The following is a 26273-nucleotide window of genomic DNA, read 5'->3' on the forward strand; positions in this document are numbered from 1 at the left end:
CGCCGGGACTTGTGAGAGGTGAGCGAACGGTGGTGCGTGAGTCGATCCGTCTCGGGACCATCTTCGGTGTCCGGGTCGGGCTGAACGTGAGTGTGCTGGCGATCGCGGCCATCCTCGTCGTCGGCCTGGCCTTCGGCCGCTTCCCGGCCGTGTACCCGGGACGCAGCACCGTCGCGTATGTGCTCGCGGCGCTGGTCACTTCGGTGTTGTTCTTCGCCTCGCTGCTGGCGCACGAGGTCTCCCACGCCGTGGTCGCACGGCGCAACGGCATCGAAGTCGAGGGCATCACGCTGTGGCTGTTCGGCGGGGTCGCCGAGCTGGAGGGTGAGCCGCGGACGCCCGGTGCGGACTTCCGGATCGCCGTCGTCGGGCCCTTGGCCAGTGTGGCGACGGCTGTCGTCGCCGCCATCGTCGCGGTCGGACTCGATGCCGCCGGCAGCTCCGACCTGGTCGTCGGGATGTTCGTCTACCTGGCCGGCATCAACGTCCTGCTGGCCGTCTTCAATCTGGTACCGGCAGCGCCGCTGGACGGCGGCCGAGTCCTGCGCGCGGCGTTGTGGGCCCGCCGTGGCGATCGCACCCGCGCCGCCGTCACCGCCGCGCGGGCCGGCCGCGTGTTCGGGTTCGTCCTGATGACACTCGGGTTCGTCCAGATCGTCACCGGCGACGGCTTCGACGGCGTCTGGCTGGTGCTCATCGGGTTCTTCCTCGTCAACGTCGCCGCCGCCGAAGAGCAACAGACCCGCATCGCCGATACCTTGGACGGAGTCCGTGTGCGCGATGTCATGACACCGCAGCCCATGGCGGCCGACCCCGACCAGCCGCTCGACCGGTTCATCGCCGACGGCTTGTGGACACGCCGGCACGCCAGCTACCCACTCCTCGACCGGGACGGCCGCCTGCTAGGCCTGGCCACCATCGACCGCATGCGTGGCGTCCGGCACGAGGACCGTTCGGCCATCACCCTCCGCGACATCGCATGCGCACCCGACGAGCTTCCACTGACCACGCCAGACGAGCCGCTGGTGGACCTGCTCCCGCGGATGCGCGATTGCAGCGACGGACGCGCCGTCGTCCTCGACGACCACCAGCGAGTGATCGGCATCGTCTCCCCCAGCGACATCAGCCGCGCCCTCCAGGCCCGAGACCTCCAAGGCCTCTCTGCGTACCAGGGCCCACGCGGCGCCGACGTCACATCGGCCGGCACCGCCAAGCACCGTCACCGGAACCACTGACCCGCGGGCTCGCCCAGGCGCTCGTCGTGGTCGAGCCGCGCCGCTCGCACCTACCCCTTGACAAGGTGGCCGGCGATGAGGAGTGATTGGAGTGCATTCGGGGTAAGGCTCCGATTCAGATCGTGGTTCGGAAGTGTGCCACTCCTCATTTCGATTCACCGGGGGTGCGCGCATGCCCACTCTGACCTCTGCCCACCACGAAGGCGACAGCGACGGCTTCGCCGGCGACGGCCACAGGGCCGTCCGGCTCATCCACGACGGCAGGACCAACGAACTCCTCCGCGCCGCGGCGCGCGCCACGGGCGTTGAAAAGCGGCGCCTCCTCGACGAGGTCGTCGTCGAGAACCTCCGCCTCGCCGAGGCGGTGAGCCGACGGTACGGCGGCCGCGGCGTGGAGGCCGAGGAACTCCAGCAGGTGGCGTATCTCGGCCTGGTGGCCGCCGTCCACCGGTTCGATCCCGACCGCGGCAACGACTTCGTCGGGTTCGCATTGCCGACGATCCTCGGCGAGATCAAGCGCTACTTCCGCGACCACGGCTGGGCCGTCCGCCCGCCCCGTCGCGTCCAGGAGCTGCGCAGTTCCATGGCGGCCGCGTCGGACGAGCTCTGCCAGTCGCTCGGGCGCATCCCGTCCGATGCCGACTTGGCCGATCACCTCGGCGCGGAGCTCGAGGAGATCAGAGAGGCCGAGCAGTCCGGCAGCTGCTACACCGCAATCTCGATCGACCGAGCCGCCGCGCCCGACGCTGACGGAGACGGCTCGGTGCTCGCCGACGCTTTGGGCGGGCCCGATACCGGTTACGACCATGCCGAGGCGATGGTCGCGCTGTCCTCCGCCTGCGGCGCTCTCTCCGCTCGCGACAGGCGGATCCTCTACCTCCGCTTTTTCTGCGGCTGGACGCAGCTCGAGATCGGGGCCGAGCTCGGCATCACACAGATGCAGGTCTCGAGGCTGCTGGCGCGGATTCTCCGACGGCTGCGGAAGAGCATCGGCGAGACCGCTGCCTGACCGCTCGGACCGGCCGCGCGAAAACCGCCGGGCGGCGCTGTTTCGCACCGATTCGTCCGGGTATCTGCGGGCTACCGGCCACGCGGGCCGGGGCTACCGGACGGCGGTGGCGCACCAACCGAGGGGGAACCGTCATGACGTACCACGAAGGCCGGTCACCCGGTCCGGGCAGCGGAACGGGGCAGCCGTTCGACCCGGCGACGCCGGCGGCACCGGAGACGTCGCCGACCGGCGGGTCCGCGCCCGACGCGGCGCAGGGCGTGCGGGAGCGGGTGTCCACCACCGTCGACGCCGCCAAGGAGGAGGCGTCGAAGGTCACCGGCGAGGCGCGGCGGCAGCTGCACCACCTCACCGGCCGGACCCGGGACGAGGCGACCTCGCAAGCTCGGCAGCAGAAGGACCGCGCCGTCAGCGGGTTGCGGACGATGTCGGAGGAGCTGCGGTCGATGTCCGACCACTCTTCGCAGCCTGGCATGGCCGGCGACCTGGTGCGCGAGGCCGCCGGCCGGGCCGACGACTTCGCCGGGTGGCTCGACGGTCGCGAGCCCGGCGAGCTGATCGAGGAGGTGCGGGCGTTCGCCAGCCGGCGCCCCGGCATGTTCCTGGCGCTCGCCGTCGGGGCGGGCGTGCTCGCCGGCCGTCTGACCCGGGGCATGGCGCGGCCGACCGAACAGGACGCCTCGTCATGAGCGACCTACCCCGCGAGCCGGCGCACGCCGCCGGGTCCGATGCGTCCCTGGGTGAGCTGCTCGGCGAGATGAGTCGCGACCTGTCCACCCTGGTCAGGCAGGAGGTCGAGCTGGCCAAGGCGGAGCTGCAGCAGTCGGCCGGCCGGGCTGGACGCGGCGCCGGGATGTACGGCGGCGCCGGCGTGGCCGCGTGGCTGGCGCTGCTGTTCCTGTCGATCGCGCTGTGGTGGGCGATCGCCGACGCGACCGGCCACGGCTGGTCGGCGCTCATCGTGGCCGGCCTCTGGGCGATCGTCGCGGCCGTCCTGGCGGCGACTGGCCGGACGGAGATGCGCCGGGTCAGGGGCGCGCCGCGGACCGCCGAGACGGTCAGAGAGATCCCGGACGCATTCAAAGGACAGGAGAACCCACGATGAGCAACGATCCCGATCGGATCCGGGCCGACATCGAGCGGACCCGGAACGAGCTGAGCGACGACGTCGACGCGGTCCGCGAGCGGATGCGACCGGGCACGGTAGCGCGGCGGCAGGGCGAGCGTGTCCGTGGCGCGATGAGCGGTCTGAAGGACCGCGTCATGGGCGTCGCTTCGGACGTAGCGTCCGCTGGCGGCGGCGCGGCCTCGTCGGTGGCCGGCACCGCGTCGACGATGACGGACAAGGCGGGCGAGGCGCCGACGATGATGCGGGAACGGGCCGCAGGCAACCCGCTGGCGGCCGGCCTCATCGCATTCGGCGCCGGCTGGCTCGCCGCGAGCGTCATCCCGGCGAGCCGGGCCGAACGCCGCGCCGCCGCGACCGTGAAGGAGCAGGCGTCCGGCGTGGCGCAGGAGGCGTCGTCGATGGCCCGCGAGGTCGCCGACGACCTGAGCCAGCCCGCACGGGAATCCGCCGATGCGGTGCGCTCTACCGCCGAGGACGCCGTGCAGACCGTACGCGATGAAGGACGCAGCGACTGACGAGCCCGCTGGGGAGCCATTAGTGTTGGTGCGGTGACCGCAAACGAGCGGTCGGTGGACGATGGTTGCCGCGCTTCTGAGGTCATCGCCGCGATGTGCCTGGCGACGGACCTCGGCATGGGCTTTCCCTTTGAGCATGGGTTGCAGGCCACGCTGATGACGATGCGGCTCGCCCAGTTGCTCGATGTCGACTCGGAGACGGCGTCGCACACCTATTACCTCAGCCTTCTCATGTACAGCGGTTGCACGACCGACGTCGAAGAGCATTCGCGGATCTTTGTCGGAGGCGCCACAGCCAACCTGATGCCGGTCCAATTCGGTTCGAGGTCGCAGAGCCTTGGCGGAGCTGCCCGCGCGGTGTCGTCGCCGGACAGTCCACCGCTCCGGCGGGCCTATGAGGTCGCCACCCGGCTGCCGATGGCGGCCCTCTTCCTGCGGCCACACTTCGCGGCCATCTGCGAAGTAGCACAGATGTTCGCCGAACGGCTCGGCATGCACCCCGCGGTCCATGGCATGTTCTTTCGCCTCACCGATCGCTGGGACGGCAAAGGAGCATTGGGCCGGGCCAAGGGTGACGACATACCACTGCCGCTACGTATTGTCCACGTTGCGCGCGACGCCGCCAACCAACGACTGATCGGTGACGACGAACGCACCACCGCGGTCATTCGAGATCGTGCGGGACATGCCTTCGATCCAGACGTGGCACACGCATTCGTCGATCATGCGGACGAAATCCTGGCCACGTCCGAAACCGCGACATCGGTGTGGGAGGCCACGCTTGCTGCCGAACCGAAGCCTCAGCTAGCGCTCTCCGGCACGGCGATCGATGGAGCTCTGGCCGCCATCGGCGACTTCGCCGATCTTGTCTCACCATCCTTGGTCGGCCACACGTCCGGAGTGGCCCAGCTGGCCGCTGGTGCTGCGGAGCTCCTGGGATTCGACGCCGCCGACGTCCGCAAGGTTCGCCGAGCGGCGCTGGTGCATGACGTCGGACGGGTCGCCGTCCATCCGCGTGTCTGGCTGAAGCCAGGACGGTTGACTGCGGACGAGTGGGAACAGGTCAGGTTGCATCCCTACCACACCGGGCGGGTTCTCTCGCGTTCACCGTTCCTCCAGGAACTTGCGGCCGTCGCCTGTGCGCATCACGAACGACTCGACGGCTCGGGCTATAGCCAGGGCGCCACGGCCGCATCGTTGTCTCCGCAGGCCCGGCTGCTCGCCGTCGCTGACGCCTTCCATGCGAAAATCGAGCCCAGACCTTATCGGCCACCGCACTCCCCCGACGAAGTCGCGGAGATGCTGGGGCGAGACGCCAAGCAGGGAAAGCTGGACCCTGACTGCGTCGCCGCCGTGTTGGAAGCTGCCGGCCAGCGGATTCACCACGTCGCGCGGCCGGCCGGACTCACTGAGCGCGAAGCATTGGTCATCCGTCTCATCGGCCGCGGACTGCAGACCAAACAGGTTGCGCGGCGCCTGGGGATCTCGGCGAAGACGGCCGATCACCACATCCAGAACGCCTATCGAAAGATCGGCGTGTCCACCCGAGCGGGCGCCACGCTCTACGCCATGGAGCACGGGCTGATGTCGTGGGGAGAACTCCCCATACCGCAGCGATGACACGGCCCGTAGCTTTCCGGTCATGTGGAGCAACGGCCCAACGGCGGGCACGGCGTCCGAGCGGGCCCGAACAGGGCACCGCCTCGCGTGGGGCGCACTCCTGAGCCTGGCCGGCTCCGCCGCGGTGGTGGCATCCGCATGGGGATCGGGTTCGCGCATCGGCGCGCCGTCCTACTGGCCGTGGCTACTGACCGGAATTCAGGTGCTGGCGCTGTGGTCAGCCGGCTCCGAGCGGTGGTGGGGCTGGCTGCTCGGCGCGGCCGTTCAGCCTCCGTGGATCGCCTACGCCTTGGTCACCGGCCAGTTCGGATTCATCCCGGGCTGCACGATTTCCGCGGCCGTCCAGGCCAACAGCTTCGCGCGCTGGAACGGTCTCGCGCCGGGCACAACCGGCGCACCTCCACACATCAAGCCGACCAAGGATCCTGCGATGCGAGGATGATCGAAGCATGGCGAAACGTCCCCTGGTCATCGCGTTCGATGTGATCGAGACGCTGTTCTCACTCGAGGCGGTCCGCAGGAGGCTGACGGATGCTGGTCAGCCGGGTCACGTGCTCGATCTGTGGTTCTCCCGCCTGTTGCGCGACGGGTTCGCACTCGTCGCGACCGGCAGTTACCGGCCGTTCAGCGAGATCGCGACCAGCACACTGCGATCGGTCACTGGTCACATGCTCGGCGACGAGAGCATCCGCACGATCGTCGCGGGATTCGCCGAACTCGATCGCCACCCCGATGTCGACCCGGCCGTACGCCTTGCCCGCGCTGCCGGGGTACGGATGGTGACCCTGACCAACGGGTCGGCCGAGAACACCATCAAGCTCCTGCAGCGGGCCGGCATCGACCGCGACATCGAGCAGGCGATCTCAGTCGACGACGTGCAACGGTGGAAGCCTTCCCCGGAGATCTACCGGCACGCCGCACTCCGTACGCAGGTGCCCACGGATCGCGTCGCTCTGGTCGCCGCCCATGCTTGGGACACGCACGGCGCCCACCAAGCCGGCCTGACGACCGGATGGGTCGAACGCATGCAAGGCGCCTACCCAGACATCTACGCCCAACCGGACGTGTCAGGGGACGATCTCGTCGCGGTCGTGCGCGGTCTCCTCGCCCTGCCAGCGGACTGATCAATCGGCGCCACCCTGAGGCGTACGTGGCGCCTTGGATCACGGCTCTCCAGACACATAGGGGAAGGAGTGGTGCTCGTGCGCGACAACCCACCGGCCATGCTCCTTGCGCAAGCCGAGCGTCAGTCGGAGCCGGTTGGCCGGGTTGGCCGCGAGCTCCTCCGGCATACCGCAGCGCAACAGGGCGAACGCGAAGGCCACGTTGTCGCCTGCCGTGATGTCCAGGGACTCGATCTCGAACCTGGCACCCTGTGCCTGCCACTGGAAGAACGGCGGCCACGTCTCGCGGTAGGCCTCGATACCGCGGACGCCCTCGTATGGCGGCGGGACGTCGAACATCACGATGTCGTCGGTGTGACCGGCCAGGACGGCCTCCATGTCGCCCGCGTGCACCGCCGCCGCCCACCGCGTGATCAGCTCCCGGATCAGCTCTCGGTCGTCGGACACCCTGCGCCCTCCTCACACTCGTTCGGATACGGCCCGCCTGGATGGACTCGCGCCGACCACGAAACTCATCGCCGCGAAGGCGCATCAGCACCGGCGATCGGGCCTTCCCTCCTGCTGTTCCCAGCTCGGTTGTCTTGTCTTGGCTGTCATCCGCCTCGGATTGGTGTATATGGTCGAGCCGTAACACAGGAGCCTGCCACTGACTGCCCCGGGGCGTTGGCGCTCGCGAAGCATGCGCGGATGACGATCTGATCGCCCTCTCTGATCGAGGGATAGGCAGACCTACACAGCCACAAAGTAGGAGGTGCCTGATGCGGTCCTATCCGCTTTGGACACGACGCGACGTTTTGCGCATGACCGGCCTAGCCGGCCTGGGCCTGGCGGCCGCATCTTGCGCGGAGGAGCCGGAGAGTCCCGGGGAGGACGCCGATGCCGCGGCCGAGTCGCCCAGCCCGGCGTTCACCGAGCCGACGGCGCGGCTGTCCGGTTCGCTGTCGATCCTGATGTGGAGCCACTTCGTGCCCAGCCACGACGAGTGGTTCGACCAGTTCACCCGGGAGTGGGGCGAGCAGGTCGGGGTGAACGTCACCGTCGACCACATCGACGTCGCCGGCGTGCCCGCCCGCATCGCGGCCGAGCTGTCGGCCGGCCAGGGTCACGACCTGATGCAGTACATCGCTCCGCTGGCCCAGTTCGAGCCGAGTGTGCTCGACCTGGCCGACGTGACCGAGGAGGCCAACAACCGGTACGGCGAGCAGCTGGAGATCTGCCGGAAGTCCTCGTTCAACCCGACCACCGGCAAGTTCTACGCGTTCGGCCCGGGCTGGGTGCCCGACCCGGGCAACTTCCGCCGCAGCATGTGGGAGCCGGTCGGCCTGACGGACGGGCCACGCACCTGGGACGAGCTGCTCGAGGGCGGCTCGGAGATCATGGCCACGCAAGGTGTCCAGCTCGGCATCGGGATGTCCCAGGAGATCGACTCCAACATGGCCGGGCGGGCGCTGATGTGGTCGTTCGGCGCGTCCATCCAGGACGAGAACGAGAACGTCGTACTCAACTCGCCGGAGACCGTCGCCGCGGTGGAGTACATGGTCCGACTGTTCCAGGGCGCGATGACCGACGAGGTGTTCTCGTGGAACGCGGCGAGCAACAACCAGGGCATGGTCGCGGGGAAGCTCAGCTACATCCTGAACTCGATCTCTGCCTACCGGACGAGCCAGGAGACCAACCCGGACATCGCCAACGACACGCTCTTCGTGCCGGCGCTGGAGGGACCCGAGACCGCGCTCGCCGCACAGCACGTCATGTACAACTGGCTCGTCCCGCAGCACGCCACCAACCCGGACGCCGCCAAGGAGTTCCTGCTCCACTACACGGCGAACCTGGAGTCGGCCGCGTACCACTCCAAGCTGTACGACTTTCCCGCCTGGGACGGTCTGGTGCCCAACCTCAAGGCCTGGCTCGAGGACGACCCGTTCGGCTCCCAGCCTGCGGACAAGCTGGCCTTCCTCGCCGACTCCACCGACTGGGCGACGAACATCGGTCACCCCGGCCCCGCCAACACCGCCGAAGGCGAGGTGTTCGGGCTGCCGATCATCCCGAACATGTTCGCACGGGCGGCACGCGGCGAGGTCACGCCCGATCAGGCGGTGGCGGACGCGACCGCCGAGGTCGACGCGATCTTCGCGAAGTGGCGGGCACGCGGGCTCATCGGCGGTGGCGGGTGAGCCGTGACCCGGATCGTAGAGGTGCGTGGACTGCGCAAGACGTTCGACGGGCGGCATCAGCAGGTCGAGGCGCTGCGCGGCATCGACCTGGCCACCGAGGAGGGTGAGTACCTGGTCCTGCTCGGGCCGTCCGGATGCGGCAAGACGACGCTGCTGCGCACGATTGCGGGGCTGGAGCAGCCCACCGAGGGCGACGTGCTGATCGGTGGCAACGTCGTCAACGAGCTGCCGCCTCGGGCTCGCCAGGTGGCCATGGTGTTCCAGAGTTACGCGCTCTACCCGCACAAGACCGTGCTGGCCAACATCGTCTTCCCACTCAAGGCCGAGCGGATGGACCGGGACGCCCGCGAGAAGAAGGCGCGGTGGGCGGCGGACCTGCTCGGCATCGGCCGCCTGCTCGACCGCAAGCCGCGCGAGCTGTCCGGCGGCGAACGCCAACGGGTCGCGCTCGCCCGGGCCATGGTCCGGGAGCCGGCGGTCTTCCTGCTCGACGAGCCACTGTCGAACCTGGACGCCAAGCTGCGCGCGTCGGCCCGAGACGAACTCAAGCGGTTCCAGCAGCGGATCGGCACCACGACGATCTACGTCACACACGACCAAGCCGAGGCGATGGGGCTGGGCGACCGCATCGCCGTGATGGACGCCGGCCAGGTCCGCCAGCTCGGCCGCCCACGGGACGTGTACGACGACCCGGCCGACACCTTCGTGGCGACCTTCATCGGTTCGCCGCCGATGAACCTGGTCCGCCGCGACGGGATGCTGGTGGGGTTCCGGCCCGAGCACCTGCTGCCGGCCGAGGTGGTCGGCGCGGGAGCGGTGAAGATCCCGTTCGTCGTGGACCGGATCGAGTACCTGTCCGGGGACCGGCACGTGTACGGCACGATCACGACGCTCGGCGAGGCCACCCGGGTGATCGCCAGGCTGCCGTCGACGGTGACCACGCCGCTCACCGCCGGGGAGACCGCGGACTTCGCTGTCGCCACCGACCGGCTGCGGTTCTTCGACCCCGAGACGGGCGATCGTATGGACGCCGTACCCCTGGAGTGGTCGCAGCCATGACGCAGGCGACGACCGCGACCCGTCCACCGGCAACACCGGCCACCGGACGGCGCCGGCTCGCCGATCGCGAGGGCCCGCTGGCATCGCTTTTTCTCCTGCCGGCCGTCGTGTACGTCGTCGCCTTGGTCGGCGTCCCCTTCGTGCTGGCCATCGGGTTCGCGTTCAGCGACGTGACCGCCGGGGACCCGTCGTACGACTGGGCAGGGCTCGACGCCTACCGGCGGGTGTTCGACGACCCGGTGTTCTGGCAGGCGCTGCGGAACACGCTGGTGTTCACCGGCGTGTCGATGGTGCTGATCGTGGTGTTCGGGAAGGTGCTGGCGAACATCCTCATCGCCGACTTCCGCGGCAAATGGCTGGTCCGGTTCCTGGTGCTGCTGCCGTGGACGACCCCGGTCGCGCTGTCGACCGTGTCCTGGCTGTGGCTACTGGACTCGATCTTCTCGCCGATCGACTGGCTGCTCCGCCAGGTCGGGCTGCTCGAGGGCAACATGTACTGGCTCGGCCGGCCGTCGCTCGCGACCGCGTCGGTGATCGCGGTGCACGTGTGGCGGCTGGTGCCGCTGGCGGCGGTGATCATCATGGCGGGTCTGATCGCGATCCCGCGCGACATCGACGAGGCGGCCCGGGTCGACGGCGCCGGCTTCTGGCGGCGCATGTTCGAGGTGACGATCCCGCTCACGATGCCGCTGATAGCGGTGGCCGCGCTGTTCGGTGCGATCTTCACCTTCACCGACATGGCGGTGGTGTACGTGCTGACGCGCGGCGGGCCGACCAACTCCACTCAGGTGCTGGCGAGCTGGGCCTTCGTGCGCGGCATCGAAGGCGGCGACGTGGCGCAGGGCGCGGCGATCGCGCTGTTCCTGTTCCCGCTGCTGCTGGCCGCGGCGGTGCTCATCCTGCGCGCGGTCCGCCGGATGCAGGTGATGTGAGGTGAGCGCCAGGATGAGCGATTCGGTGCTGACCGAGCCCCCGGCCGAGGTCGACCGGCAGCGGCGGCGCTTTGTGTGGCGCCGACGCGCGGGCCGAGTCGGGGTGTACGTCCTCGCCGTGCTGGCCGCGGTGGTCGCGGCCGGACCGTTCCTGTGGAGCGCGGTCACGGCGTTGAAGCTGAACAGCGACCTCTACACCGCCACCAACAACCCGTTCTTCTTCAACAAGCCGGCCACGCTCGACCACGTGCTGTTCCTGTTCCAGGACACCCCGTTCCCGACCTTCGTGGTCAACACGCTGTGGGTCGGGGTGCTGGTCGTCGCGATCACGCTGCTGTTCGGCTTGCCGGCGGCGTACGCGCTGGCCCGGCTGGACCGCCCATGGGCCGGACCGGCGGGCATCGCCCTGTTCTTCGTCTACCTGGTGCCGCCGACCCTGCTGTTCCTCTCCCTCACCCGGGTCGTGGTCTGGCTGGGCCTGCAGGACTCCACCTGGTCGCTGGTGCTGATCTACCCGACGATCACCATCCCGGTGTGCACCTGGCTGCTCATCGGCTTCTGCAAGGGCCTGCCGAAGGATGTCGAGGAACAGGCCATGGTCGACGGGTACAGCCGACTCGGCGCGTTCGCCCGGGTAGTCGTGCCACTACTGTTCCCCGGCATCGTCGCCGTCGTGGTGTTCGCCTTCACCCTGACCGCCAGCGAGTTCATCTACGCACTGGCATTCATCTCGCCGTCGGCGGAAAAGACGGTGAGCACCGGCGTACCCACCGAACTGATCCGCGGCGACGTGTTCTTCTGGCAGTCGCTGCAGGCCTCCAACATCGTGGTCGCGATGCCGATCGCGCTGCTGTTCACGCTGTTACTCGGCCGATTCGTCGCCGGCTTCACCATGGGCGCTGTCAAAGGCTGACGCCCGGCCCGCTTGGCCCGCGTCTCGGGCTTCTTGGCGCCTGTCACCTGCAGCACGTGCCACTGCTGCTTGCTGTACGACAGCGTCTGCCAGAACTCCTGCTGCTTCCGTGGGTCTCGGCCGGGGGTGTGGCCCGGTGTGTGGTGGATAGTGGGGATTCGGGTCGCCGGTCCCTGCCCGGGCGATAGGGCAGACCGGCCGGTCATGATCCGGGCATGTTGACACCAGCGCCAACAGTTGGCGTTCTTGTCAACACGCCCGGACCGACAGGCCAGCCCGGCGCCGGGACGCGAGCCCTCTTGCGCCCGGCACTCGCCGTCGCCACCACCGCAGCGCGCACACCTGCACATCAGCCAGCCCACGCGTTCCAGCTCACCGGATCCTCGCTGGCCCGGCAGTCGTTCGAGCATGGCAACACCGGCAGCTGCCGACGCGATCTTTGCTCGTCCGCCCATCATGATGGCCCCCTCAGGAATGCGGAACGTTGCCGGAACAGCACGCGCACGACCAGGGCCGGTCGACCGCTCCGTCAGAGGTAGGCGAGGGCTTCGCGGACGGTGAGCCGGGAGGCGCGGGTTGCTGCCGCGTCGGTAGCAAGCCACGCACCGAGGACCACGAGGCCGGTCCAGATGAGGGCGGCGAGGATGGAAGGCCGGAACGGCAGCGGCGCGTACATGAACGTGTTGCCGAGCAGGGCGCCGATGGCCGCGGTGACGCCGAGGGCCGGGAGCACCGCGAGCAGGCAGCTGGCGAGGGCGATGAAGATGCCTTCGGCGATGACGATGCGACGCACGGCCTTGGGGCGGGCGCCGATGGCGTGCATGACGCCGAACTCGCGGATCCGTTCCAGCACGTTGGCGCCCATCGTGGAGGCCAGGCCGATGCAGCCGATGACGCCCATCGGCAACGCGGTCGCCAGCAGGATCACGAGGATCGGTTCCAGGTGCCCGCCAGTGACGGCTTCCTGACGACCGACGGAGTCGGCGGACTGCACGTCGATACCGGCACCGGCGAGGGCCTGGTCGACTGCGTCGGCCGCGGTGGCCCGGGCTTGTTCGTCGTGATCGGAGGTGACGATGCGGAGAGCGTTCGACCACCGTGGCTCGCCCAACGCTGTGGCGAGGCCTTCAGCCGTGACGTATGCGCTGCTGGTCGCGCCCCGTTCCTCGGCGATGCCCACGACGCGCCACCTGGTGGACACTCCGGCGATGGACAGCTGAACAGTGTCACCGGTCTGGATGTCGGCATCGGCGGCGGCCAACGTGACCTGGTTGAGCACGATCGCCCCGGTCTCCTGCGCTTCCAGCCAGCGTCCTTCCGACAGTTCGGGAGGAGCGAACGTGGTGGTGTCCGCCGGGAGCGCGGTGACCTGGAGGCGGCCGTGCCCCTGGTCGGGATAGGTGCGCGAGACCGGCAGCCCGCCCGGCCCGGAGAGGCTGGCCGAGGCGGTGGTCCAGCCCTCGAACCGCTCCACCCCGGACACCTGGCCCACCACCGGGGCGAGCACGTCCACGGACACGGGCGTGGCCAGCTGCACGGCGACGTCCCATTGGAGCAGCTCGGCCGTCTCGGCCGCGACCGCTTCCATGCCGTCACGCGCGGACAACCCGGCGACGAACATCATGCCCGCGCTCGCCAGCAGCCCCGCGGACAGCAGGAACCGGGCCGGGCGCCGGATCGTGTTGCGCAGCGCCATGAGCAGCCCCCGATCGAGGCGGGCGATACGACCCAGCCGGGCCAGGACGCGGGTCGCCCTGCGAGGGTCCGCGCCGGCGCCGCGGTGATCGATCGCCGCCCGCACGGTCGTGCGGCTGGTCTTGACCAGCGGCACCAGCGCCATGAGGACGGGCAGGACGACCCCGGCGGCGAGGACGACCAGGTAGGTCCACCACGCGGGCGCGAGGCCGGCGGGATCGATGCCCAGGAAGTCGAACACGGCGGGGGCGAACGCGCGGCCGATCAGGATGCCGGGGGCCAGCGCGAGCAGCGTGGCGACTCCGGCGATCAGCAACGTCATCGCCAGGTATAGGCGCGCGATGCTGCCGGCGCGGGCGCCGATCGCCTTCATGATCCCGATCTGCGGTATCTGCTGGGCGAACAGGCCGCCCAGCATGTTCGCGACCAGGATCGTGCTGAGCAGCAGGGCGGCCCCGGCTCCGACCAGGAGCGCGCTGAGGAGCGCGTCAGCCTGCCCCTGGTGCGGGTGCGCGTACGGTTCCGGAACCTGGATCTCGGCGACGGCGAGACCGTGCGCTTGCTGCAGCCAGAGCGCGACGTCACCGGCGACGGCGACGATCGTGTCACGGTCCCGGCTCGGCGTCGTCTCATCCGGGCCGGCGACCTGGATCTTCAACTGGTCCAGCGGAGACCCCGGCGACCACTGACCGGCGGCCGCCGCCTCCGACTCGCCAACGGCGGCCAGCGACGCCGTGGAGAGGTAGCCGCGACCGGCCTGCTCCTGCGCGGCCGGTGAGAGGCTGGGGTCGTAGACGGTGCCCGCCACCCACAGGCGGATCGCCTCGCCGTCAGGTGTCTCGACGGTCACCGCGTCACCGACGGCCACCTCCAGCAGGTCGAGCGAGTCCCGCCCCAGATAGATCTCACCGGGGTCTGGCGGCCATGCGCCGTCCTCGACGAAGAACCTCGCCATCGTCAGCGGATCGTCCGGCGCCGCCGCGAACACCTGCAGCCGGACGTCGCGCGGCTCGCCGACGACGGTGATGTCGCTGGTGAATTGGGTGCGCCCGGTCGCTTCCAGCACACCTGGCTGGTCGCGTGCCTCGGCGGCGATAGCGGCCATCCTCTCGGTGTCCACGCCGGGGGCGAACCGGATCGTCGCCGACGCCGGCTCGGTGCTCAGATATGCCCGCTCGACCTCTCGGTCGATGGCGCTCCACGCGTACAGCACAGCGCTGAACGCGGTCAGGCTCACCGCGATCGCGACCACCATCAACGCGATCCGAGGCCAGGTCGCCCGCAGATCGCGGCGCAGCTTGACCGCAAGCAGGCCCGTCACGCCGACGCCCCTGTCCGCTCGTCGTCGACGATCCGCCGGTCCACCAGCGTCACCTCGCGACCGACGATCGACCTGATGTCGCGCTCGTGGGTCACCACCACGATGGTCCGTCCGTCGGCGTTCAGGTCCGCGAACAGCTTCAGAACCGCGTCGGCCGTGTGCGAGTCGAGGTTGCCGGTCGGCTCGTCGGCCAGAAGCAGCGGTGGGTCGTTGGCCAGTGCCCGGGCGATCGCCGCCCGCTGCTGCTGGCCCCCGGACAGCGTGGCCGGCAGTTTGTCGGCCTGGTCACCGATGCCTACGCGGTCCAGCAGGTGCAGCGCGCGGTCGCGGCGGTCGGCGACCGGTACCTTCCTGGCGAAGTCCATCGGCAGCATCACGTTCTCCACCACCGTCAGCGTCGGCAGCAGCTGGAAGAACTGGAACACCAGCCCGACGTTGTGACCCCGCCAGGTGGCCAAGCCCGACTCCGACAACGAACCCAGGTCCGCCCGCGCGACGTGCACCGTCCCCGACGTGGGCCGGTCGATGCCGGCGAGCAGGTTGAGCAGCGTCGTCTTCCCGCTGCCGGACCGGCCGACGATCGCGACGAACTCCCCGTAGGCGATATCGAGACTGAGATGGTCGACCGCGACGACCTCACCGGCACCCAGTGGATAGGTCTTGACGACATGGCTGACCCGTATCGCCGCGTCTGCCGTGTCCGCGTTCATCCGTGCCGTCCCGGACCGTGCTCGCCACCGCCCCCGCCGATGAGCAGCCACACCACGACCAGCAACACCACGACCGCCGCGACGATCACGGTCACCTTCACCCAGCGACGCACACCAGTGGTCGCGTCGTCACCGGACCCCCAACCGGCGTCGGGCCGGCGAGACGGGTCAGTCATGCGATGTCCTCTCGTGTCCAGGGCTGTTCGATGCGGCTGGCCTCGGCGATCAGCACGTCCCGAACGTACGGACACCCGGGCCGGCGCCGAAACGCCCCGCCGGGTGACCTTCGCCGTCCTCATCGCGTGGACGCGGATCCCCCGCAAGGGCGACTCGCTGGCAGCGCGCGGGGCGGTAACCTCGCAGTGCCCATGTACACGACAGCCGGCGTCCGCGGATCGTTCGCGACCACACGAGGCTCGCGAGCGCTTGTGGACGTCGCCATCGTGGCTGTCGTCCTCATCGGCACGCTGTCGCAGCTCTCGCACGGCGGCATCGCGCCAACTCGGCCGGGTTCGACGGAGCTGGACCCGCTCGGCGTCCTGCTCGCCGCCTGCGGGGCAGTGCCGCTCTTGTCGTGGCGACGGTCACCACTCGGCGCGTTCGTGGCGACGTCCGCGGTGAGCGTCCTGTTGGCCGGATTCGGCTACTCCGTCGACCTGGCTCTCGGCCCCACCATCGCCCTCTACCTCCTGACCGCCAGCCGCGACCGCGACGCCCCATGGCCCGGACGCATCACCGCCATCGTGGTCGGGCTGCTCGTGGCATACCTCGGCGCGACCGCAGCCGCACACCAGACCTTCCCCGGTATCGAACTCCTGCACACCGGACTCGCCTGGACCGCCGCCTGGTTCGCCGGCGAGCGGACCCATCTGCGTCGGGAACAGCTAGCAGAGTTCAGAGCGCGCGCCCATCGCGCCGAACGCGACGCCGAACGCGAACGACTGCTCGCCGTCGCCGAAGAACGCGCCCGCATCGCGCGCGATCTCCACGACTCCGCCGGCCACGCGATCAACGTCATCGCCGTCCGAGCCGGCGCGGCCCGGCTGCGCCACCATGACGAGCCAGATCGCTCGCTACCCGCCCTGACCGCGATCGAGGAGCTCGCCCGGCAGACCGCGGACGACATCGACCGGATCGTGGCGACACTCCGGGACAGCGGCCCATCGGACGGAGTGGAAGCACCGACCGGGCTCGCGTCGCTCGACACGTTGATCGCCCACCACACATCGGCCGGACTCGACGTCACACTCGAGACCACAGACGCGCCCGGGCAGCTCGACCGGGCAACCGACCAGGCCGCCTACCGCATCCTCCAGGAGGCGCTCACCAACGCCGCACGCCACGGCGCGGGCAGCGCCACGATCATTCTCGAGTCCACCGCCACCGAGGTCCGGCTCACGGTCATCAACCCCGTGGCCGACCGTGACCGCCATCGACCCAGCGGCGGCCACGGCCTCATCGGCATGCAAGAACGCGCGACCCTGCTCGGCGGCAGCTTCGACGCCCAGCGCGTCGACGGCGCGTTTCGCGTCCACGTCCGGTTACCCAACGGAGGCCGCCGGACGTGACACGCGTACTGATCGCGGACGACGACGACCTCATGCGCGCCGGCCTCGTCGAACTCCTCACCGCCGATCCCCGGATCGAGATCGTCGGCCTCGCATCGACCGGACGAGAAGCCATCGAACGAACGGCTCGAACGGCGCCGGACGTCGTCCTGATGGATGTGCGCATGCCCGGCCTCGACGGCATCGCCGCCACTCAGGAGCTCACGCGAGCGGCACCTGACGTACGAGTTCTGATTCTCACGACGTTCGAGCAGGACGACTACATCTTCGGCGCCCTCCGCGCCGGCGCGTCGGGCTTCCTTCTCAAACGCAGCCGGCCGGAAGAGTTGATCGCGGCCGTGGACATCGTCGCGGCGGGCGACTCGCTGCTGTCGCCATCGGTCACCAGGCGGGTGATCGACCGCATGGCCCAGCAGCCCACGCCGAACCTCGCCGGCCAGACGAGACTCGACCAGCTCACCCCCCGCGAGCGCGAAGTCCTCGCCCTCATCGCCCGTGGCCTGTCGAACCGCGAGATCGCCGCCGCCCTGACTGTCGAGGAATCGACGATCAGAACACACGTCAAGCGACTGCTCATGAAGCTCGATCTCCGCGATCGGGTCCAGGCCGTGATCTTCGCCTACGAAACGGGCGTGAGCACCCCGCGCGCCGAGTAAACACATTCCTCCGTCCCGGAGGTGTGGACCGCCGACGAACGCCTCCTGGTGGTCGACTCCGACAGCGGCGACATCGTCGTCCTCGACGACGGCGTGGAGGTGGAACGGCTCTCGACCCTACCGGCGCCGATCAGCCTGGCCCGCAGTGCGGACGGCCGCATCGCGATGGCACTGCGGGGCCGCGACACCGACCGTGACCACGTCACCGTCATCGACACCGCCTACGACGAAGCGACCGGCGAGGCACGCCGTCCGTTCGTGGCCCAGACCTACCTCGCACAGTCGCCGGGCGGCGTGAGCAACGGGCGGCTGCCGGAGGTCACCGGCAGCATCGGCGTCGCCGAGGAAGGCAGCGGCCGGATGGTTCTCCTCGACCCCGCAGGCGTGCCGGGTCTGGGCGACGCCTCCGCCGGGGAGCTGGAGCTGGCCGCGGCCGACCACTACGCGTTCGCGGTCGGCCGCGACGGCGACGGGCGGTGTTCGGGTGCGCCGACGGCGTCCTGGTCGTGCCGGTGGACCCCGCCGACGACACCACCCGCAGGGTCCCGGCGATCACCCGAATCCCACTCTCGACAGGCGGCACCAGCCGCACCGCCCTGGCCGTCACGACGACGCCCGACGGCGAGCAGCTGCTCGTCCTCACCCACCAGGGATTCCTGCAGATACGCGACGGCCGCGACGGAGACCTGCGGCACGAGATCCAGCTCGGCGAGCGCGTCGACCTCGACTTCCACGAGCACGTCGACCGTGCCACCGCACCCGACCTCGCCGCCGCCGACGACCACGTGTACGTCTCCCAACCCGGCCGCCAGCGCATCGTCACCGTCGACCTCACCCGCGGCCGCGTCGTCGACCGCACTGATGTCGACGGCATGCCCACCCGCATGGTGCTGCTCGGGGCGAACTGACGAGGACATCGTCGCTCACGGTCGTAGCCAATACTGGAGGCCATGCGGCTGGTATCCATCGGCGACAGCTTCACCGAAGGTGTGGGCGACGAACTCCCGGACGGGACGCCCCGGGGTTGGGCCGACCTGCTCGCGAGCGGCCTCGCCCGCGATCGCGACGCACCGCTGGAGTACGCCAACTTCGCCATTCGGGGACGGCTCGCCGGCCAGATCGTGGCCGAACAGCTCGAACCGGCGCTGGCGCTCGAGCCGACCGCTCTCACCTTCAACGGCGGCGGCAACGACCTCATGCGCCCGCGTGTCGACATCGGCCGCATCTGCGCACTCACCGAGCACGTCATCCTTCGTTGTCTGGAGACCGACGTTCAGCCGATCATCCTCAGCGGCGGCGACCCCACCCGCGGCCTGCCCATGGGCAGGCGCATGCGCCAACTGGGCGACCGGCTGACGTCGGCGGTCGAGGCGCTCACGGCGAGGTACAACGTGCCGTTCACGAACAACTGGGCCGACACCGAACTCACCCATGCCGACTACTGGGCCGAGGATCGACTGCATCTGAACACCGCCGGCCATCAGCGGGTCGCGGCCCGTGTGCTGGAGACGCTGGGCGCCTCGTATCCCCAGGACTGGATGGCTCCGGTCGCCCGGAACCGGGCGGCACCAACCGCGGCGGAGACCGTGCGCTACTACCGCCAATACGTCCTTCCGTGGGTCCGCCGCCGGCTCACCGGACGCTCGTCCGGCGACAACCGGACCGGCAAGTACCCGGACTGGATCGTCATCCACCCGGCCCGGCCGACCCCGTGACGTGACGATCGCGCCAGATGATCACGTTCACCAGGACTGGTGATGCCAGAGAAGGATTCCGGGCGGCGGTGTCGGATCGGGGCCGCGGTGTTCGTGGGAGGGGTGAGAGACCGCCCACGAGGGGCGCCCCAAAGGGGTCAAGACCCAGTGAGAAGGGAACCACGATCATGAAACTGACGACCGTCACGAACCTCTCTGTCGACGGAGTGATGCAGGGACTCGGCGGGCCGGACGAGGACCGCAAGGGCGGATTCGAGCGCGGCGGCTGGGCGTTGCCGCTGTTCGTCGACGACGACGAGGCTCAGGCGTTCCTCGGCGAGGTCTACCAGCGCGCCGACGCGTTCCTGTTCGGCCGGCGGACCTACGAGATCTTCGCCGGTTCCTGGGGAGTGATGCCAGATCCGGAGCACAAGCCCATCGCTGGGCCGTTGAACACGCGGCCCAAGTACGTGGCATCGACCACGCTCACCGACCCGCGATGGGCGGACACCACCGTCCTCTCCGGAGACGTCGCGGCCGCCGTCGGCGAGCTGAAAGCCCGGCCGGGAGGTGAGCTGCAGGTGCACGGCAGCGGCGCCCTGGTCCGCTGGCTGTTCGACCACCACCTGGTGGACGAGATCATCCTGTTCACCTATCCCGTGATCGTCGGCCAGGGCACGCGGCTGTTCCCCGACGCCGGCCCGGACGCAGCGCTGGACCTGGTCGAGTCGCGAGCCTTCCCGAAGGGCATCACGCTCCAGGTCTACCGGCCCACCGGCCGCCCGCAGTACGCACCGGCCACGACCTGAACCACCTGACGCAGGCGCTGGTCACCGACGGGCCGTTTGTTAGCTCGGGCCGCTCACCGAGTTGATCATGGAGAAGGCCGGGTTTCCCGCGACTCCAAAGGCGACCTTCTCCATGATCAAGCGTGCCGGCTCGTGATGCTCACGGCGGTGCTGTCGGTCAGTACGTTCCTGACGGTGTTCGACGGCCAGGTCATCACGGTCGCGCTGCCGGCGATCAGCGCCGACCTCGGCCTCGCGCCGTCGGACGCCCAGTGGGTGCTCACCGCGTATGTGCTGACGGTCGGGGGGTTCCTCCTCGTCGGGGGGCGGCTCGGCGACCGGTTCGGGCGCCGCCCCATCCTGCTCATCGGGCTCGCGGCGTTCGCCGGCGGCCTGGTGACGCAGTCTCTGGGCTGGCAGTACGTCTTCCTGCTCAGCACCCCGGTGGCCGCGTCAGCGGCGCTGGCCGCCGCCGTGCTGCCCGGCGGCAGGCTCCGGGACGGCCCGTGCTCCGTCGACGTCTGGGCGGCCTTGCTCGCGACCGCGGGAGTGGCGGCGCTGGTGGCCGCCATCACGACGGTCGGCCGGCCCGGCATGCGGGTGGTCGCGCTCCTGGAGTTCAGCCTGGCGGCCGCGCTCGTCGTGGTGTTCCTGCTGCGGGAACGGCGCACCCCTACACCACTGCTGCGGCTGGGCCTGGTTCGTGTCCGGACGTTCCGGGCGGCGGTGGCCGTCCTGGGCCGACCACCGCGAGCGGTTCCGACATGAGACCAGTCGCACGCCCACCTCGCTCGATCGAGATCGGGACTGCCGGCTACCGGCAGAAGCTCATCGTCCTCGCCGAACCCGACCCGACATCGCCCAGGCCGTGATCCAGCCGGCCTCCGCCGTGGCGTCGAGCAGATAGGTCCAGCGCAGCCGCCCTGCCGGGACGTAGACGAGGTCGATGGCCAGCAGTGTCGCCGCCGTGCCCACGCCCACGCGTTCGGCCACGCGCAGGGCCGCGTCGTCGTCCGGCGTGGTGAGCTGTGCGACCCCTACGGCCATCAGCAGGCCCGCGACGGTGTACTCCAGCCATCGGTCGGTCTTGGGCCCGAACACCGCCTCGAACGATCGGACGCTCATGATCGGCCACAGTCCGCCCACCAGGTTGAACGCGCCCTGGGCCCGCGCGAGCCCCCTGGATGTGCTCACGGTGGCCTCCCCGGGACACGTTGCGATGACGACCAGTGCTCCGGGGATACCCGCACGCAGCCACCGCATGCCCGCGACCGCGCTGCGTGGTCATCACCGGCGCCGAGCGTGCCGGTGTCCGACCTGACGGAGGACCTCGAGCACGGCACGGGGGGCGGGAGCTCTCTGGTCTCGCATGATGGCGGCTTGGATGTGTCGCACCGGCCCGCCGCCGGTGAGCGGAACGGCGACCACCTGCTCGGGCCGAATGAGCACGTTGAGGTCGTGTGCGATCGTGACGCCACGCCCTGCGGCGACGAACGCCTGTGCCTCGACCGGCTCGTCGCCGTGCCCGGCGAGGAGCAGTTCGGGCTGGAGCTGCGCGGATCGCAGGACATGGTCCACCAGGCGCGCGGCCGAACCGTGGTGGGCTCGGATCCACGTCTCGCCGGCCAGATCGCCGAGGCGCACCGACGCCGCCCCGGCGAGCCGGTGCCTCGACGGCAGCAGGATGCGCGGCGGGTCCGGGAACAGCGGAACGATCTCCACGTCTGGGTCCGGTTCCTCAGGCTCGAAAGCGTGCTCGAAGACGATCGCCAGGTCGAGCTCGCCGGCCTGCAGTTGCCGGAGGGCCGTCCGCCGATCGACCAGGACATCCTCGATGACGCTGTGACCCTGCTGATAGAGCTCGGGGTGTCTCGCCTCCAGCAGCACCGCCAGCTCGGCCGACAGATAGATCAGCGCGGTCAGGAACGAGCCGAGCCGCACTCGACCGCTGCGCAGACCGGCAAGGTCGCCGATGTGTGCCTCCGCCCGGGCGAGCTGGCCCAGGATCGTGGCCGCGTGCTCGGCGAGGATCCGGCCTGCCTCGGTGGGCCGCACACCCTGGCGGGTGCGCCGCAGCAGCTGGGTACCGGCCTGCCGTTCGAGCAGTGTGATCTGGCGGGAGACGGCGGGCTGGGTCAGCATCAGTGCGTCCGCCGCGGCCGAGAACGAGCCACGCTCGATGACGGCGCGCAGGGTGGCGAGCTTGGTGACGTCGAGCATACCGAAATATTAGAACGAGCATCAGAAACTCTGCTGACGCGTTATATCAGCGAGCGGGTAGCGGACGAGCATGACCTCCTCCGAGCTGCGTCAGCCGACGACGGCCACCGCCGTCGTCTTCTTCGTGACCGCCACAGTCTCCGCCACCTGGGCGACCCGCATCCCGGCGGTCCGGGAGCGGTTGGACCTGTCCGTCGTCGAGCTGACCGCGGTCGTCGCGGGGCTGGAGGCCGGAGCGGTCGCCGGGCTGCCCGCGGGTGCCGTGATCGTCGCGCGGCTCGGCAGCCGCAGGGCCACGGCGGCCGGCTTGGCGGTCTTCGGCGCCGCCCTCTGCGGTGCCGGCGTCGCTCCCGGACCAGCGCCGTTCGTGGCTGCCGTCGCCGTATTCGCCGCGGCCAACAGCGTCGTCGACGTCGCCATGAACGTTCAGGGCGTCGAGCTCGAGCGGCGCAGCGGCCGCCCGGTACTGCCAGCCCTGCACGCGGCCCACTCGTTCGGCCTGGTCGGCGGCGGGCTCGCCGGTACGGCGGCGGCCGCAGCGGCCCTCGACGTCAGACAGCATTTCCTCGTCACTGCAGGCGGCTGCCTGTTCGCCGGCGCGATCGCGGTGCGGCGGTTCGTCACCGAGCTTCGGACGGCGACGCGGAAGGTGTTCGGCCGGCCCAGCCGTGCGCTCGGCGTCCTCGGCGCCATCGCGTTCTGCGCCTTCCTGATCGACGGCACGGCGTTCCAGTGGAGCGCCGTCCACCTGCGGGCGGACCAGGACGCCGACGCGGGCGTCGCCGCGGCGGCCTTCACCGTCTTCTCGCTGGGCATGGCCGGCGGCCGCCTGGCCGCCGGCCGGCTGCTGCGCCGGTTCGGCCGGGCCGGCGTGGTGCGCGGTGCCGGCCTCCTCGTGGTGGCCGGGACGGCGCTTGCGGTCGCGACGCCGCTGGCGGTGGTCAGTCTGGCCGGATGGGGAGTCGTCGGGATGGGTGTGGCCGTGGTCGCGCCGGTGGTCATGGCTGCGGCGCCGGTCGCGAGCGGACTGCCGGCCCCGGTCGCGATCGCCGCGGTCACCACGGTCGGATACCTCGGCTCGTTCACCGGGCCGTTGATCGTCGGCGCTCTGGCCGGCCTCGGCGGCCTGGCCCTGGCGCTGTGGGTCGTCGCCGCCGCCGGGGGTGCGATGGCCCTCATATCGCCTTTTATGGAGTCCCGCCAGAGAGGTCCCGCACGGTCAGGGTGACCCGGCAGAGCCGGACGACATCACGTCGCCGGTTCGACGTTGGCGGCCTGGTTGCCCTTCGGACCCGAAGTGACATCGAAACGGACCCGCTGCCCTTCGTCGAGGGTCCGGAAACGACCCGCGTCGACGATGGCGCTGTAGTGCACGAATATGTCACCGCTACCATCGTCGGCCTCGATGAAGCCGAAGCCCTTCTCCGCGTTGAACCATTTCACTGTGCCGGTCGGCATCGTGATCACCTCCGGTTGCCGACGCCGCTGTCATTGATACCCGGCGCCGCCCGGCGCCATTCGTCATCGAGTCCGACCGTGTCAACTCAACCTGCGGTGATCCCGCCGCTGAGGGCGTCGATGCGCTCGTCGACGCGGTGCGCCACCTCGACGTCGCGGGCAGTCATTGCGCGTCGTGGCCCGCCGGCCCGGTCAGCCCGCCGCCCGGTGCCGGCGCGTCGAGCAAGGGGCGCACCGCTTCCGGCACTCCCAGCGACTCCACGAGCTCACGGTCCTGCTGCGCCAGCGCGGTCAGCACCGCCTGCACCCGCAGTCTGGCCTCCTCCGGCGACGACCCCGTCACCGTCGCCACCGCACGCGTGAAGATGACGTCGTCCCAGGGCCGCGGCGGCTCGTCCGGCGCGATGCCCGAGCGCAGGTCGCCGGGGAGCGAGTCGTCCAGATGGCGGCGAGCATCGCCGTCGAGGACGAGTGCGAGTACGGCGAGGGTGCTCTCCGCCGCCCGCTCGGCCTCCGTCGTGTCCAGGTCGAGCGTCCGCGCGACCGTCGTCACCAGTTCTCGGTACTCGATCATGAGACGTCCCTACTTCCTTCCGTTCGCCCGGCCCCGTACCCACCACCGCGGCCCGGTCACCTCCGGCCGTGTGACCGGGGTACCAAACCCGGGCGGTGGGTACGGGCCGGTCTGCGAGGCCGAGGAGGTGCGCGATGAACGAGCGGCTCGCCGAACTGTCCGCGGCCGGGGTCGCGGTGTGGCTGGATGACCTGTCGCGGCGGCGGCTGACCACCGTCGGCCTGGACCGGCTGCGACGAGAGTTCCAGGTCGTCGGAGTGACCAGCAACCCGACGATCTTCGCGAAGGCGTTGTCCGAGAGCGACGACTACGCCGAGCAGGTGCACGACCTCGCCCTGGGCGGCGTCGGCGCCGAGACCGCGGCCCGGCTGGTCACCTGCTATGACGTGCGCTGGGCCTGTGACGTGATGCGCCCGGCCTTCGACGCGTCGGAGGGCGTCGACGGGCGGGTGTCGATCGAGGTCGACCCGCGGCTGGCGTATGACACCGAACGCACGTGCGCGGAGGCCCGGCAGCTGTGGTGGCTGGTGGACCGGCCCAACCTGTTCGTGAAGATCCCCGCGACCCGGGCCGGGCTGCCGGCCATCACCGCCACGCTCGCTGCCGGCATCAGCGTGAACGTGACGCTGACGTTCGGCCTCGACCGATACGACGAGGTCATGGACGCGTTCCTGACCGGGATGGAGCAGGCGCGGGCGAACGGTCACGATCTGTCCGCGATCGGGTCGGTGGCGTCGTTCTTCGTCTCCCGCGTGGACACCGAGGTCGACCAGCGGCTGGACAAGATCGGGACGGACTCGGCGCAGCGGCTGCGCGGCCGCGCGGCCGTCGCCAACGCCCGGCTGGCCTACCAGCGCTACGAGCGGGTGTTCGCCGGCGACCGGTGGCGCGAGCTCGCCGCGGCCGGCGCCCATCCGCAGCGGCCCCTGTGGGCGTCGACGTCGACGAAGAACCCCGCCTACCGGGACGTGATGTACGTCGAAGAGCTGGTCGCGCCCGGCGTGGTCAACACCATGCCGGAGCAGACGATCCACGCCTTCGCCGATCACGGCGGAGTCCGCGGTGACACCGTCACCGGCCGCTACGAGGACGCCCGGCGCGTGCTGGACGAGCTGGCCACGCTCGGGATCGACTACGACGACGTGGTCGACACGCTCGAGCGCGAGGGCGTGGAGAAGTTCACCGCGAGCTGGACCGAGCTGCTCCGGACGGTGGACGACGCCCTGCGGGGCGACAGCGGCCGGTGACGCTTCGGCTGACCCTGCTCGGCGTGGGCGCGATGAACTCGCCGCGCTATCCCCCGGCCGGCCTGCTGCTGCGCTTCTCCGGGCACCAGATCGTGTTCGACGGAGGCCCCGGCGCCGAACCTCCGGACGGTGTGGCGGCCTGGCTGGTCACCGACGAGCGGGCCGAACTGCGCACGGCGCTGCGCCGGCTGGCCGCCGCGCGTGGCCTGACGCCGCGGATCGGCCACTACACCGGCGACAGCGTCCGAGTGGAGCCGCACCCGGTCGAGCACACGTCACACCCCACCGTCGGGTACGCGATCAGCGCCGGCCGCACGACCGTCGTCTGGGCGCCGGAGTTCTGGCGGTTCCCGTCCTGGGCCGCCGGCGCAGACCTGCTGTTCGCCGACGCCGCGGGGTGGAACCGGCCGATCCGGTTCCGCGGCGGGGTGGGCGGGCACGCCAGCGTGCGCGACGTCGCCGCCAACGCCGTCCGGCTCAGGGTCCGGCGGGTCGTGTACGCCCACATCGGCCGGCCCTGCCTGCGCGCCATCGACGCCGGCCTGGATCCGCCGTATGGCGAGTGGGGCGTGACCGGGCGCAGCTATGACGTCTGACGCGCCGGCGGGTGTCGATGCGGCACGGCCGGGTAC

29 protein-coding genes and 1 pseudogene are annotated in these 26273 nt (G+C 70.3%); 21 read left to right on the top strand and 9 right to left on the bottom strand.

Features of this window, described 5'->3' with window-relative positions:
• Positions 1–32 precede the first annotated feature (32 nt).
• From E1262_RS14150 to E1262_RS14185, 8 genes are all read left to right on the top strand, one after another.
• On the top strand, positions 33–1235 hold the full coding sequence (locus E1262_RS14150) for a site-2 protease family protein (protein WP_132103784.1): 1203 nt from the start codon (positions 33–35) through the stop codon (positions 1233–1235).
• 172 nt (positions 1236–1407) lie between these two features.
• The gene (locus E1262_RS14155) at positions 1408–2244 is read left to right on the top strand and encodes a SigB/SigF/SigG family RNA polymerase sigma factor (protein ID WP_132103785.1); all 837 of its coding nucleotides are present in this window, start codon (positions 1408–1410) and stop codon (positions 2242–2244) included.
• A gap of 134 nt (positions 2245–2378) precedes the next feature.
• Positions 2379–2933 carry a hypothetical protein gene (locus tag E1262_RS14160; RefSeq protein WP_132103786.1) on the top strand — a complete coding sequence of 185 codons (555 nt, stop codon included), beginning with the start codon at positions 2379–2381 and terminating at the stop codon, positions 2931–2933.
• Entirely contained in the window at positions 2930–3349 is a 420-nt protein-coding gene (locus E1262_RS14165) for a phage holin family protein (RefSeq protein WP_132103787.1), read from the top strand. The genes E1262_RS14160 and E1262_RS14165 overlap by 4 nt, the downstream gene beginning before the upstream one ends.
• Entirely contained in the window at positions 3346–3888 is a 543-nt protein-coding gene (locus tag E1262_RS14170) for a DUF3618 domain-containing protein (protein ID WP_132103788.1), read from the top strand. The genes E1262_RS14165 and E1262_RS14170 overlap by 4 nt, the downstream gene beginning before the upstream one ends.
• A 33-nt stretch (positions 3889–3921) precedes the next feature.
• On the top strand, positions 3922–5508 hold the full coding sequence (locus E1262_RS14175; protein WP_132103789.1) for an HD domain-containing phosphohydrolase: 1587 nt from the start codon (positions 3922–3924) through the stop codon (positions 5506–5508).
• Positions 5509–5530: 22 nt separating this feature from the next.
• Entirely contained in the window at positions 5531–5950 is a 420-nt protein-coding gene (locus E1262_RS14180) for a hypothetical protein (RefSeq protein ID WP_132103790.1), read from the top strand.
• Between the two features lie 7 nt (positions 5951–5957).
• On the top strand, positions 5958–6632 hold the full coding sequence (locus tag E1262_RS14185) for a haloacid dehalogenase type II (protein ID WP_132103791.1): 675 nt from the start codon (positions 5958–5960) through the stop codon (positions 6630–6632).
• A 39-nt stretch (positions 6633–6671) separates the two neighbouring features.
• On the opposite strand, the gene E1262_RS14190 is transcribed toward E1262_RS14185, so the two are convergent.
• Positions 6672–7079 carry a nuclear transport factor 2 family protein gene (locus E1262_RS14190; protein WP_132103792.1) on the bottom strand — a complete coding sequence of 136 codons (408 nt, stop codon included), beginning with the start codon at positions 7077–7079 and terminating at the stop codon, positions 6672–6674.
• A 353-nt stretch (positions 7080–7432) separates the two neighbouring features.
• On the opposite strand from E1262_RS14190, the gene E1262_RS14195 reads away from it, so the two are divergent.
• The 4 genes from E1262_RS14195 to E1262_RS14210 are packed head-to-tail and all read left to right on the top strand — an operon-like array spanning position 7433 to position 11710.
• Entirely contained in the window at positions 7433–8806 is a 1374-nt protein-coding gene (locus tag E1262_RS14195) for an ABC transporter substrate-binding protein (protein ID WP_203453865.1), read from the top strand.
• 3 nt (positions 8807–8809) lie between these two features.
• A complete protein-coding gene (locus tag E1262_RS14200; RefSeq protein ID WP_238992931.1) occupies positions 8810–9865 on the top strand; it encodes an ABC transporter ATP-binding protein in 1056 nt (351 codons plus the stop codon).
• The gene (locus E1262_RS14205; protein WP_132103793.1) at positions 9862–10797 is read left to right on the top strand and encodes a carbohydrate ABC transporter permease; all 936 of its coding nucleotides are present in this window, start codon (positions 9862–9864) and stop codon (positions 10795–10797) included. The genes E1262_RS14200 and E1262_RS14205 overlap by 4 nt, the downstream gene beginning before the upstream one ends.
• A 13-nt stretch (positions 10798–10810) precedes the next feature.
• Positions 10811–11710 carry a carbohydrate ABC transporter permease gene (locus tag E1262_RS14210; protein WP_132103794.1) on the top strand — a complete coding sequence of 300 codons (900 nt, stop codon included), beginning with the start codon at positions 10811–10813 and terminating at the stop codon, positions 11708–11710.
• A 17-nt stretch (positions 11711–11727) separates the two neighbouring features.
• On the opposite strand, the pseudogene E1262_RS32100 reads toward E1262_RS14210, so the two are convergent.
• From E1262_RS32100 to E1262_RS14230, 4 genes and pseudogenes are all read right to left on the bottom strand, one after another.
• Positions 11728–12168 (bottom strand): annotated as a pseudogene (locus E1262_RS32100) (YdeI/OmpD-associated family protein); the annotation flags it as partial.
• Between the two features lie 71 nt (positions 12169–12239).
• Positions 12240–14726 carry an ABC transporter permease gene (locus E1262_RS14220; protein ID WP_132103795.1) on the bottom strand — a complete coding sequence of 829 codons (2487 nt, stop codon included), beginning with the start codon at positions 14724–14726 and terminating at the stop codon, positions 12240–12242.
• A complete protein-coding gene (locus tag E1262_RS14225; protein ID WP_132103796.1) occupies positions 14723–15436 on the bottom strand; it encodes an ABC transporter ATP-binding protein in 714 nt (237 codons plus the stop codon). Before E1262_RS14225 ends, E1262_RS14220 begins: the two co-directional genes overlap by 4 nt.
• Positions 15433–15612, bottom strand: a complete 180-nt coding sequence (locus E1262_RS14230; RefSeq protein WP_132103797.1) for a hypothetical protein — start codon at positions 15610–15612, stop codon at positions 15433–15435. Before E1262_RS14230 ends, E1262_RS14225 begins: the two co-directional genes overlap by 4 nt.
• Positions 15613–15879: 267 nt before the next feature.
• Between E1262_RS14230 and E1262_RS14235 the strand changes: the two genes are divergently transcribed.
• The 6 genes from E1262_RS14235 to E1262_RS14260 all read left to right on the top strand — a co-directional run bounded on the left by E1262_RS14235 (position 15880) and on the right by E1262_RS14260 (position 20910).
• Complete coding sequence (locus E1262_RS14235; protein ID WP_162605903.1) at positions 15880–17004, top strand: sensor histidine kinase; 1125 nt, start codon at positions 15880–15882, stop codon at positions 17002–17004.
• A complete protein-coding gene (locus tag E1262_RS14240; RefSeq protein WP_132103799.1) occupies positions 17001–17660 on the top strand; it encodes a response regulator in 660 nt (219 codons plus the stop codon). Before E1262_RS14235 ends, E1262_RS14240 begins: the two co-directional genes overlap by 4 nt.
• Before the next feature lie 476 nt (positions 17661–18136).
• Positions 18137–18568, top strand: coding sequence for a hypothetical protein (locus E1262_RS14245; protein WP_132103800.1), 432 nt, complete (start codon positions 18137–18139; stop codon positions 18566–18568).
• A 42-nt stretch (positions 18569–18610) separates the two neighbouring features.
• Positions 18611–19375: an SGNH/GDSL hydrolase family protein gene (locus E1262_RS14250; protein WP_132103801.1), complete on the top strand. Its 765-nt coding sequence runs from the start codon at positions 18611–18613 to the stop codon at positions 19373–19375.
• A 167-nt stretch (positions 19376–19542) separates the two neighbouring features.
• Entirely contained in the window at positions 19543–20163 is a 621-nt protein-coding gene (locus E1262_RS14255; RefSeq protein ID WP_132103802.1) for a dihydrofolate reductase family protein, read from the top strand.
• 147 nt (positions 20164–20310) lie between these two features.
• Complete coding sequence (locus E1262_RS14260; protein ID WP_162605904.1) at positions 20311–20910, top strand: MFS transporter; 600 nt, start codon at positions 20311–20313, stop codon at positions 20908–20910.
• Positions 20911–20970: 60 nt separating this feature from the next.
• Here the strand turns inward: E1262_RS14260 and E1262_RS14265 are convergent, their stop codons facing one another.
• A complete protein-coding gene (locus E1262_RS14265) occupies positions 20971–21336 on the bottom strand; it encodes a hypothetical protein (RefSeq protein WP_132103804.1) in 366 nt (121 codons plus the stop codon).
• Between the two features lie 93 nt (positions 21337–21429).
• Positions 21430–22362 carry a LysR family transcriptional regulator gene (locus E1262_RS14270; RefSeq protein WP_132103805.1) on the bottom strand — a complete coding sequence of 311 codons (933 nt, stop codon included), beginning with the start codon at positions 22360–22362 and terminating at the stop codon, positions 21430–21432.
• A gap of 70 nt (positions 22363–22432) precedes the next feature.
• Here E1262_RS14270 and E1262_RS14275 point away from each other — a divergent pair, with 70 nt between their 5' ends.
• On the top strand, positions 22433–23590 hold the full coding sequence (locus E1262_RS14275; protein ID WP_132103806.1) for an MFS transporter: 1158 nt from the start codon (positions 22433–22435) through the stop codon (positions 23588–23590).
• A 20-nt stretch (positions 23591–23610) separates the two neighbouring features.
• Here the strand turns inward: E1262_RS14275 and E1262_RS14280 are convergent, their stop codons facing one another.
• A complete protein-coding gene (locus tag E1262_RS14280; protein WP_132103807.1) occupies positions 23611–23820 on the bottom strand; it encodes a cold-shock protein in 210 nt (69 codons plus the stop codon).
• A gap of 163 nt (positions 23821–23983) precedes the next feature.
• Entirely contained in the window at positions 23984–24394 is a 411-nt protein-coding gene (locus E1262_RS14285; RefSeq protein ID WP_132103808.1) for a DUF2267 domain-containing protein, read from the bottom strand.
• A 134-nt stretch (positions 24395–24528) separates the two neighbouring features.
• Between E1262_RS14285 and tal the strand changes: the two genes are divergently transcribed.
• Together tal and E1262_RS14295 are read left to right on the top strand one after the other, a co-directional pair.
• Positions 24529–25641 carry a transaldolase gene (gene tal / locus E1262_RS14290; protein WP_132103809.1) on the top strand — a complete coding sequence of 371 codons (1113 nt, stop codon included), beginning with the start codon at positions 24529–24531 and terminating at the stop codon, positions 25639–25641.
• Positions 25638–26237: an MBL fold metallo-hydrolase gene (locus tag E1262_RS14295; RefSeq protein WP_203453866.1), complete on the top strand. Its 600-nt coding sequence runs from the start codon at positions 25638–25640 to the stop codon at positions 26235–26237. The genes tal and E1262_RS14295 overlap by 4 nt, the downstream gene beginning before the upstream one ends.
• Positions 26238–26273: the final 36 nt, after the last annotated feature.

This window comes from Jiangella aurantiaca, assembly GCF_004349105.1.
Classification (GTDB): Bacteria; Actinomycetota; Actinomycetes; order Jiangellales; family Jiangellaceae; genus Jiangella; species Jiangella aurantiaca.

Bases quoted from the DNA above. Each gene is read 5' to 3' on its own strand.
- tal (WP_132103809.1), top strand. From the start codon at position 24,529: ATGAACGAGCGGCTCGCCGAACTGTCCGCGGCCGGGGTCGCGGTGTGG.
- E1262_RS14195 (WP_203453865.1), top strand. From the start codon at position 7,433: ATGACCGGCCTAGCCGGCCTGGGCCTGGCGGCCGCATCTTGCGCGGAG.
- E1262_RS14165 (WP_132103787.1), top strand. From the start codon at position 2,930: ATGAGCGACCTACCCCGCGAGCCGGCGCACGCCGCCGGGTCCGATGCG.
- E1262_RS14180 (WP_132103790.1), top strand. From the start codon at position 5,531: ATGTGGAGCAACGGCCCAACGGCGGGCACGGCGTCCGAGCGGGCCCGA.
- E1262_RS14155 (WP_132103785.1), top strand. From the start codon at position 1,408: ATGCCCACTCTGACCTCTGCCCACCACGAAGGCGACAGCGACGGCTTC.
- E1262_RS14160 (WP_132103786.1), top strand. From the start codon at position 2,379: ATGACGTACCACGAAGGCCGGTCACCCGGTCCGGGCAGCGGAACGGGG.
- E1262_RS14205 (WP_132103793.1), top strand. From the start codon at position 9,862: ATGACGCAGGCGACGACCGCGACCCGTCCACCGGCAACACCGGCCACC.
- E1262_RS14185 (WP_132103791.1), top strand. From the start codon at position 5,958: ATGGCGAAACGTCCCCTGGTCATCGCGTTCGATGTGATCGAGACGCTG.
- E1262_RS14255 (WP_132103802.1), top strand. From the start codon at position 19,543: ATGAAACTGACGACCGTCACGAACCTCTCTGTCGACGGAGTGATGCAG.
- E1262_RS14210 (WP_132103794.1), top strand. From the start codon at position 10,811: ATGAGCGATTCGGTGCTGACCGAGCCCCCGGCCGAGGTCGACCGGCAG.
- E1262_RS14280 (WP_132103807.1), bottom strand. From the start codon at position 23,820: ATGCCGACCGGCACAGTGAAATGGTTCAACGCGGAGAAGGGCTTCGGC.
- E1262_RS14170 (WP_132103788.1), top strand. From the start codon at position 3,346: ATGAGCAACGATCCCGATCGGATCCGGGCCGACATCGAGCGGACCCGG.
- E1262_RS14285 (WP_132103808.1), bottom strand. From the start codon at position 24,394: ATGATCGAGTACCGAGAACTGGTGACGACGGTCGCGCGGACGCTCGAC.
- E1262_RS14275 (WP_132103806.1), top strand. From the start codon at position 22,433: ATGACCTCCTCCGAGCTGCGTCAGCCGACGACGGCCACCGCCGTCGTC.
- E1262_RS14225 (WP_132103796.1), bottom strand. From the start codon at position 15,436: ATGAACGCGGACACGGCAGACGCGGCGATACGGGTCAGCCATGTCGTC.
- E1262_RS14250 (WP_132103801.1), top strand. From the start codon at position 18,611: ATGCGGCTGGTATCCATCGGCGACAGCTTCACCGAAGGTGTGGGCGAC.
- E1262_RS14230 (WP_132103797.1), bottom strand. From the start codon at position 15,612: ATGACTGACCCGTCTCGCCGGCCCGACGCCGGTTGGGGGTCCGGTGAC.
- E1262_RS14270 (WP_132103805.1), bottom strand. From the start codon at position 22,362: ATGCTCGACGTCACCAAGCTCGCCACCCTGCGCGCCGTCATCGAGCGT.